Annotated in this window: 6 protein-coding genes; 2 read left to right on the top strand and 4 right to left on the bottom strand. The window is 59.8% G+C overall.

The features are described 5' to 3' along the window. A partial coding sequence (locus E4K65_RS48085; RefSeq protein ID WP_347340988.1) for a c-type cytochrome occupies window positions 1-508 on the top strand: 508 nt, incomplete at its 5' end. Window positions 509-1442: 934 nt separating this feature from the next. Here the strand turns inward: E4K65_RS48085 and E4K65_RS45860 are convergent. The 3 genes from E4K65_RS45860 to E4K65_RS45850 all read right to left on the bottom strand — a co-directional run bounded on the left by E4K65_RS45860 (window position 1443) and on the right by E4K65_RS45850 (window position 4676). Beyond that, the gene (locus E4K65_RS45860; RefSeq protein WP_135179664.1) at window positions 1443-1757 is read right to left on the bottom strand and encodes a hypothetical protein; all 315 of its coding nucleotides are present in this window, start codon (window positions 1755-1757) and stop codon (window positions 1443-1445) included. Between the two features lie 47 nt (window positions 1758-1804). Next, the gene (locus E4K65_RS45855) at window positions 1805-4174 is read right to left on the bottom strand and encodes a TonB-dependent receptor (RefSeq protein WP_135179663.1); all 2370 of its coding nucleotides are present in this window, start codon (window positions 4172-4174) and stop codon (window positions 1805-1807) included. An 85-nt stretch (window positions 4175-4259) separates the two neighbouring features. Next, on the bottom strand, window positions 4260-4676 hold the full coding sequence (locus E4K65_RS45850; protein ID WP_135179662.1) for a hypothetical protein: 417 nt from the start codon (window positions 4674-4676) through the stop codon (window positions 4260-4262). A gap of 291 nt (window positions 4677-4967) precedes the next feature. Between E4K65_RS45850 and E4K65_RS45845 the strand changes: the two genes are divergently transcribed. After that, a complete protein-coding gene (locus tag E4K65_RS45845; RefSeq protein WP_135179661.1) occupies window positions 4968-6374 on the top strand; it encodes an alpha/beta fold hydrolase in 1407 nt (468 codons plus the stop codon). Window positions 6375-6464: 90 nt separating this feature from the next. On the opposite strand, the gene E4K65_RS45840 is transcribed toward E4K65_RS45845, so the two are convergent. Beyond that, window positions 6465-7496 carry a methyltransferase gene (locus E4K65_RS45840; protein WP_135179660.1) on the bottom strand — a complete coding sequence of 344 codons (1032 nt, stop codon included), beginning with the start codon at window positions 7494-7496 and terminating at the stop codon, window positions 6465-6467. Between the last annotated feature and the right edge of the window lie 464 nt (window positions 7497-7960).

Raw genomic sequence — 7960 nt, 5'->3', positions numbered from 1 at the left:
AAGTGATTCCGAAATCGCGGTAGCGGCGGCGTATTTTTCGTCACTAAAACCGCGCGAGCGCATCCGCGTCGTGGAAACGGATGTCGTGCCGAAGACTTTCGTCGCCGGATGGTTCCTCGCCGATCTTGGTAATGGGGAGAAGGAACCGATCGGAAGCCGTATTATCGAGGTGCCCGAAGATCTCGCGCAGTTCGAGAATCGTGATAGTCGCGCCCGGTTTATTGCCTATGTACCGCCCGGCGCGGTCAAAAAAGGAGAAGCGCTGGTCGCGAGCGGCGGCGGCAAGGCGGTGTCTTGCGGTGTTTGCCACGGGCCAACGCTGCACGGGCTCGGTCCGATCCCGCCCCTAGCGGGCCGTTCGCCGAGTTATATCACTCGCCAACTGTACGAGTTTCAGCACGGAGTGCGGACCGGAGCATGGAGCCCGCTGATGTCCAATGCCGTCACTAACTTGACTGAGGATGATCTGATTTCGATCAGCGCCTATCTGGCGTCACTAAAACCCTAGCGCGGCCTACGGGTCTAGCAATCTTCGTGCGGCATCGGCGGTATTCTTCACAGGCGTGAATCAGAAATCCCGCCTTGGCCATTCAAACGTCGCTCAGTTCGTCGGCGAAGTATCCGACGTGTCGCGGGCATCCGATCCCGCAACGTTATGAAACAGCCGGAATATCCGCTGATGGCCCGAAGCTGCCTCTCTGCTTCGGCGCTCCGATTGTCCGCTTGCTGGGTGTCAGCGGACCAAGAAAAGAATGGCGGCCATGCCCGCAGGTGACCCAGAGCTGACCTCGACGGCCAAGGAAGTTGATAAAATTAGTGCGCCGCACATAAGCTCTGGACAATGACCGCTGGCGCTCGTTGGCAATCCTGATAATCTTTGCTTCGCGACTGCATTTGCCAAATCTTCCACTCTGGATGGGGTGCTGGCATGTGGATGTGTTACGTACGACATTCGCCAATCGCGGCCGGAATTCTGCTGCTCTTACTTGCCAATCAACCACCTATACTCGCGCGCGGCAGTCTGGGAGGGCACGAAGATCCCTGGAATTCGGAACGTATTGATCGTTTGCCGCTCGATGTTCGGAGGGCCGTCACCCACATGTGCGGAAATGCGGCGAGGGCTGCTCACTACTTTGCAACCTATTTCGACAATTCACGGCTGATCAAGCTGCACTTCGAACATCTGCATTGTGATGAGCACGCGCAGTTTTGCAGGGGCACCAGTTGCCTCCGGCAGGAATACATCTCTACAGGTGGTCATTACCAGCTCATGAGGAGCTACTACGGCCGCGACGACTGATCGCCAATCGCCCTTGGCGTCACTGCGGGGCTTGCATTTCCTGGGATTCTGCAGCGGATTTCTAGTCAGCGTTCGCTGCCGGGGGCGGACTTATTGAGCCGACCTTGGCAACGTCGATCCAGGCAGTGCTTGCGACGATCATTCACAACTCGGATTCCAGAATATAGGGCCTCACGCCGTCCGCTCTCAGTCTGAGGCATGCGATTTCCTTGTCAGAAAGGCGTCGCCGCGCGGTCCTTTTGTCTTCTCGAATGATGCCCGGATAGCGCAGGATCGCTTCTTCCGCGTCACCGGCCTCATGTGTTCCAACTGCAAAGAATCTGGGATCAGGCTCGCCTTCTGAGATCAAGTGAACCTCGACGAGCCAGCCGGATTTCGCAAGTTCCAGAGCATTCCGGGTGTCGGCGCCGATATCGTGCGAGCCACCGGCCACTACTGCACCACTTCTGCCACTCATCTTGCGGCCTCTTCTGTCAGCGGCAGTTCTCCTTTCGGCCTTTCGACTCAAAACTTCAGGTTTGCGAACGCGCGCACGCCGAGACCCGGCATCAGGACCTGGTCCTTGGTGTAGGAGACGGAGTTGCGGATGTTTTCGTTCAGGAGATTGTTGCCGACGAGGCCGACCGTCATCTCGCGCGCGCCGAACCAGCTCGGATCGAGCTTGGTCTTGTAGCTGACCTCGGCCTTCAGCAGATTGTAGCCCGGCGTCGGTGTCTCCGCGATCGGGGCGATATCGTTCTGCGCGAAGGCGTGCAGCAGGTTGACGCGCATCAGCCAGTTGGCATCGCGCCAGTAGAAGCCGCCGCCGACGCGCACCGGCGGAATCCGCGGCACGTTGCTGCCGTCGGTGAAGGTGGCGCGGACGACGTCGAACTGGTCCTCGATACCCCAGATGCCGCCCTTGAACTCGCCGACATCGAGCTGGCTCTGGAATTCACCGCCGCGAAACACGGCGTCGCGCTGCGAGTAGAATGCCTGATTCAGCTCGAGGCCCGGGCCCAGCTGACACGCACTCTCGTCGCACGTATTGCCCGTCAGGCGGCGGAATATGAAGCCGTCGAACCTGGTGTAGTAGCCGGTGAGTTCGAACCGCAGCGGTCCGGTCGCCCGCCGCAGCCCGACCTCGATCGATTTCGCGGTTTCGATGCCGAGATTAGGATTGCCGATATCGAACGTGGCGGTGGCGTCGTGCGGCCCGCGCGAGAACAGCTCGGCCGGCTTCGGCGCGCGTTCGACATATTGGGCGGTGACGCTCGCTACCAGATCCCATGGCAGATTCTGGATCAGGCCGATGCTGGCGCTTTTCGGCGTGAAATGCAGATTCTGCGGTGTCGCCGGACCGATGCTGGCAGGATCGGTGGCCACGTCGAACACGATGGGAATGAAGGCCGGCGTTGTGCCGGAAAGATCCACGTGTTCGATGCGCCCGGCAATCTGCGCCTTGGTGGTTTCGCTGAATTTGAACTCGTTGAAGATGTAGCCGGCGACCCTGTTGTTCTTGTTGGGATCCCACAATCCGTTGAGCGGACTGGTTGGATCGTCCGGGCTTGGGGCGGTTAGTTCCTGATGACCGGCCTGCAAGCCGAATGCCGTCGTAACCGCCGCAAAGCGCGCGTTGAACGGCATCAACTGCACTTCGAGTCGGCCCTCCTGTTCGCGGTTGGTGAAGGTCTGCCGCACCCCGAGCGAGAAGGGATCGGCGGGGTCGGCAAGACCGATCTCGTTGTGCCTGTAGTCGACTGCGCCGAACCAGAAGCGCACCGCCTCGATCGCCGCGGCATCGGGACGGTATTCGCCCTTGGAACTGAACTTGGTCTGGTGGGCGTCGATGCGGGTCTGGTGATCGGCGCCGTCGACGCCGGGTATGCGGTAGAGCGAATCATTCTGCGTGATCGCTGCGCCGATGAAGCCGCCATGGAAGATGTAGGAGCCGCCGATTGATGCGCCATCCGCCTGCGCCGCCGAGTTCGGCTGACGTCCGTTGAACGGCTGGCCCGGGACGAACAGATAAGGGTAGCTTGGGATGTTGTAGTCGCTCGACCTGCGGCCGAAGGCGTCGGCATGCACGGCAAAATTGCCGGCGCCGGCATCGAGCAGAATGGCGCCTTCGGTGCCGCGATCGACGGAGCTCACTGCCATGCGCGTCTCCGCCGTCACGCAAGGCGCCGATGTTGCATCCGCCAGCGGCGCCTTGGTCGGCAAGCCGTAGTTCTGGAATGGCGCCGCTGGGCATACGGGGAGTGCATCGGGAATGCGGTTGTTGGTCGCGCTGACCACGCCGCCGATCGAGGTCGATCCGTAGCGCAGCGCGGCCGGACCGCGCACCACCTCGACCTGGTTGGTCGCCAGGGGATCGATCGGCACGAAATGATCTTCGCCGAGATCGGAAGCGCCGCCGCCGCCGGTGCCGTTCTCGATAATGCCGACGCGATTGACGTCGAGCCCGCGGATGATCGGCCGGCTGGAGGCGCCGGGAGCGAAGCTCGAACCGGTAATACCGGGTTTTGAGAACAGGAGGTCGCCAAGCGTGGCGGTGCCCTCGCGGCGCAGTTCATCGTTCGGCACAACCGTGACGGTGGCGAACTGGTCGGTCACGACCGGCAGCACGCCCTGCTGAGGCGCGGCGGGCGTCGGTGCGGCAGTCGCCTGCTCCGTAACACGTTCGCGAGTCCGCGCGGTTCCCCTGCGCGCGACGCGTGTCGTCGTGCGTGCGGGCACCGTGTGCCTCCGTACGATGGGACTGGGCGCCGTCACCGTGACTGCCGGCAGTTCGGTTGCCGGCTTCTCCTGTGGCAGTGCCGGTGTCGTCGCGGCGCCGAGCAGTAGCCAGGTCGCCCCGCCGACATGGAATGCTCGTGTGCGATTAGAATCCATTATCCCGATCCTGCTGTCGATTTCGATCTATCCTCCGCTGTCGCTTCGTGTGACGCGGCGACAGCAGTAGGCACATCAATCGATATCAGCAGAAGGGAGGCGCGCGAGACTGAAATGCTGAATGCGCTGATTGCAGGTGGAGAATACCGGCGTCGGTCGCAAAATGCCGGAGTCCGCTGGGTTGCGGCAGCAAGAGTATCGGCGTCGCCGTGAATAGCGCGCTGCTGGCGAGCGACATGACGGCACAGATGGCGCAGGCACCGGTCGGGTGGTCGCGATCATGATCAAAAGGTTGCTGCTTCCGAACGGTCCCCGCGGCCATGTCTTGCGCAAGAACGGGTTGCTCGCCAACCGCAGCGGGTTTGTGCGGCGATGCTTGGGGCACAGGCGCCGCCTGCACAGTGAAGGCATGGAAATGTCCGAACGACAGCGCAAACTGGAGGAGGAGCGCCAACAGCGCCAACCGCGAGCCGAGCTTGAGATGTTCTCGAAACCAGTTCATGTCCAACACTCACCGGGAGCGCCCAGGCCCGGATGTCTCGAATGTAACTTTATAACATGGGCGGCGGATTGCAATGTCAACTCTTGGCCCATCACCGAAGTGGCGGCGCACCTCACCGAGGTCCGCTCACCGAGGCATGGCAGACCAAATTTGCTCAGGTTGAGTTCTTCGCATTTTGACCCAAAGACGACCTGACCAGACCAAGCTCATCGTCAATTACCCGGTGCACTCTATGGACAGCCCCTGGGAGCACTCGTAAGTTGGAGCCAGAGGGCAAGCGGAACCGGACCGATGCGGCAACACATCGAACGCCGTCTCGCAGCGATCCTTGCGGCCGACGTCGCGGGGTATAGCAAGCTAATGGCCACCGATGAAGAAGGCACGCTCACCTCGTTGAAAACACATCGGCGCAAGCTCAGCGATCCCAAAATCAAGCAGCACCACGGACGTATTTTTAAGACCACTGGGGACGGAATTCTCGTCGAGTTTCCGAGCGCGGTAGATGCGGTAAAATGTGCCGTCGAGATTCAGCGCGGCATGGCTGTCCGCAATGCAAAGGTAGGTCCGGACAGGCGCATTGAATTTCGGATAGGTATCAACATAGGTGACGTTATCGAGGATGGGGGCGACGTCTTTGGTGACGGTGTGAACGTCGCTTCGCGGCTGGAAGGTATTGCCGCGCGCGGTGGTATCTGCATTTCTCGCCAAGTGCTGGACGTCATCGAGGGGAAGGTCAATCTGCCGTACCGAGAACTAGGTCGGCAAAACCTGAAGAACATCACTCGGCCAGTAGAGGTCTATCGCGTTGATATACACGATGGCGGATCCTTGGCAGCACAAGTTCTAGCTAGATCAGATCTCAAGCAGGAGGTTCGATATTGCAGTGCGCCTGACGGCGTTCGGCTTGCCTATGCGAAGGTTGGATCGGGGCCACCGCTAGTGCGATCGGCCCATTGGATGGGCCATTTGGAGTATGATTGGGAACTGCCGATATTCCGCCATAGCCTGCTCGACCTGGCAAAATCTTTTACGCTGGTTCGTTACGATGCGCGCGGCAACGGTCTCTCCGACTGGGACGTCGGCGAGATCTCCTTCGATGCGTGGGTCAGGGATATGGAAACAGTTGTCGATGCCGCTGGCCTCGATCGATTTCCCTTGCTCGGATATTCGCAAGGCTGCGCCCTCTCAATCGCCTACGCTGCAAAACACCCCGATCGCGTCTCGCACCTAGTCTTGTACGGCGGATTTGCCACCGGCTTTACTAGAAGACCTAATACCACCGCCGCTGATCGTGAGCGTTGGACGGCCATGAAGACATTGATGAAGCTCGGGTGGGGGGCGGACGACGCAACGTTCCGTCAAATGTTTACGTCTCAGATGATGCCGACTGCGACGCGGGAGCAGGCCGATGCCTTCAATGAAATCCAGCGTCTGAGCGCCTCGCCGGAGTGTGCTGTGCGCTACCTTGAGACAGTTGGCGAGTTCGACGTTCGGCAACTATTGTGCCAGGTCAGGGCCCCGACGCTGGTGATGCATGTCCGTGACGATGCTCGGGTTTCGATTGCCTTGGGTCGCGAAATGGCCGCCGGAATTCCAAATGCCAGGTTCGTTGCGTTGCCGGGCAAGAACCACGTCTTGCTTGAGCAAGACCCAGGCGTGGCGCAGTTCTCAAACGAGCTGAAAAGCTTCGTAAATTAAACTGCCGGGGCTCGTCCATAAACTAAGTTCGAGCCGAAGATATGTCCGCTAGGGCCCAAACCGGACGCCCAACCAATCATCCACCCTCACTCAAGCCAGCACGGCTTCCACGATGTTCGCCGCTGAACTGGTCGGCACGACCTGCGTTAGGCCAAAACCAGCCATGCCCAAAAGTGACGCGTATTCGGATTCCGTTCGTTCTTGGCCTCCCGTTTGTACAAGCATTGTGAGATCGAGTATTTTTCCCGGGTGCGGCGCATCGCCGGATGGCAGCACCATCTCGACGATCAGCAAACGACCGGCTGGCTTCATCGCCTTGCGGATATGGCCAAGGATCGTAAGGCACTGGTCTTCGTCCCAGTCATGGAGGATGTGCGAAAGGATGTAAGCATCCGCCCCATCGGGGACACCTTCGAAGAAATTGCCGGGCTGGATCGTCACCCGATCGCTTACGCCTTTGGTGTCAAGCAAAGCCGGCGCGTCTTTCACAACATGCGGCCTGTCGAACAGGATGCCGCGCGGCCCGGCGTGACGGGAAAGTACGGCCGCCAGCATGTTGCCGGTGGCCCCGCCGACGTCAACAATGGCTTGGAAGATCGAGAAATCGTAAGCGGCGGCGACGGCTGGAGGCTCCTGGTCATTGAGACCGACCATCATCTCGCTGAACAGCGACGCGTCCTCGGGATGTTGCGCGAGATAGTCGAAGAACGCGAGGCCTTGCGCTTTCTCAAAACCCGTTTTGCCAGTCTGAACAGAATAGACCACATTGTCCCAGCCACTCAGAGACGGGCTGCCAGAAAAAATCACGGATGATCTTGCTGAGCCCGGCGCGCCGGTCTTCAGCGCCTCGCCGAGACCGGTCAAGGCAAAACGCTGCTCCGGTCGCTCGGTTAGAATGCCAAGGCTCGCCAGGGTACGCATCAATCGGTGCAAGGAAGGCCCATGCACGTTCATGGGACCGGCAAGCTCGATCGCGTTTTTTGGTCCGGATGCAAGCTGATCGGCCAGCCCCAGCTTGGCTGCAGCGTAAACGGCTCTTGAGACGATGTGGGCCCGGCCCATCTGGATCAATTGAATATGGGGCGGAAGAACTTGCGATGTAGCAGGCTTAGGGTCTGCCATAACAATAAATTCTCCAAAATGATTGTGTAATATACGTGGTAATCGAGAAGCCGGCTACTTCCGCTTGTGGCCCTTAGCCGAAGGTCGATTGAGCGCGTGTCATGTCGGCTGTCAGGGGCAAACCGGACGCCGATCCAACTTGGCGTCCACCGCTGCTTTTGACCCGAATGTATGGTCCGGCCGTGCGTAGCAAGAGGTTCGTCGATCAGGTGGTGAGTGGTCTTGCATCAATGTATCCGGCCTTTGATTGGAGCATTTTCTCCGGGCCATCATGGATATCAGCGCGCGTGCGTTCTCATTAGCGGACAGGCCTCGATTGGGCCATTTGGGTCACCAGTGTTCGCATGCGCCGGGAAGACCGAACCTCCATCTCGTCTCATCCTCTCGCAGACCTCGGCTGGAACCTGCTGATGGGGTTACGTCATCGCTTGCTCCTCCTACCTCGCAGTTCCTGTGTTCGAGCC

Origin of the sequence: Bradyrhizobium niftali, from assembly GCF_004571025.1 — a bacterium.
Taxonomy (GTDB): Bacteria; Pseudomonadota; Alphaproteobacteria; order Rhizobiales; family Xanthobacteraceae; genus Bradyrhizobium; species Bradyrhizobium niftali.
The sequence above is the reverse complement of the archived record's forward strand: the minus strand, read 5'-3'. Positions and strand labels throughout refer to the sequence as shown.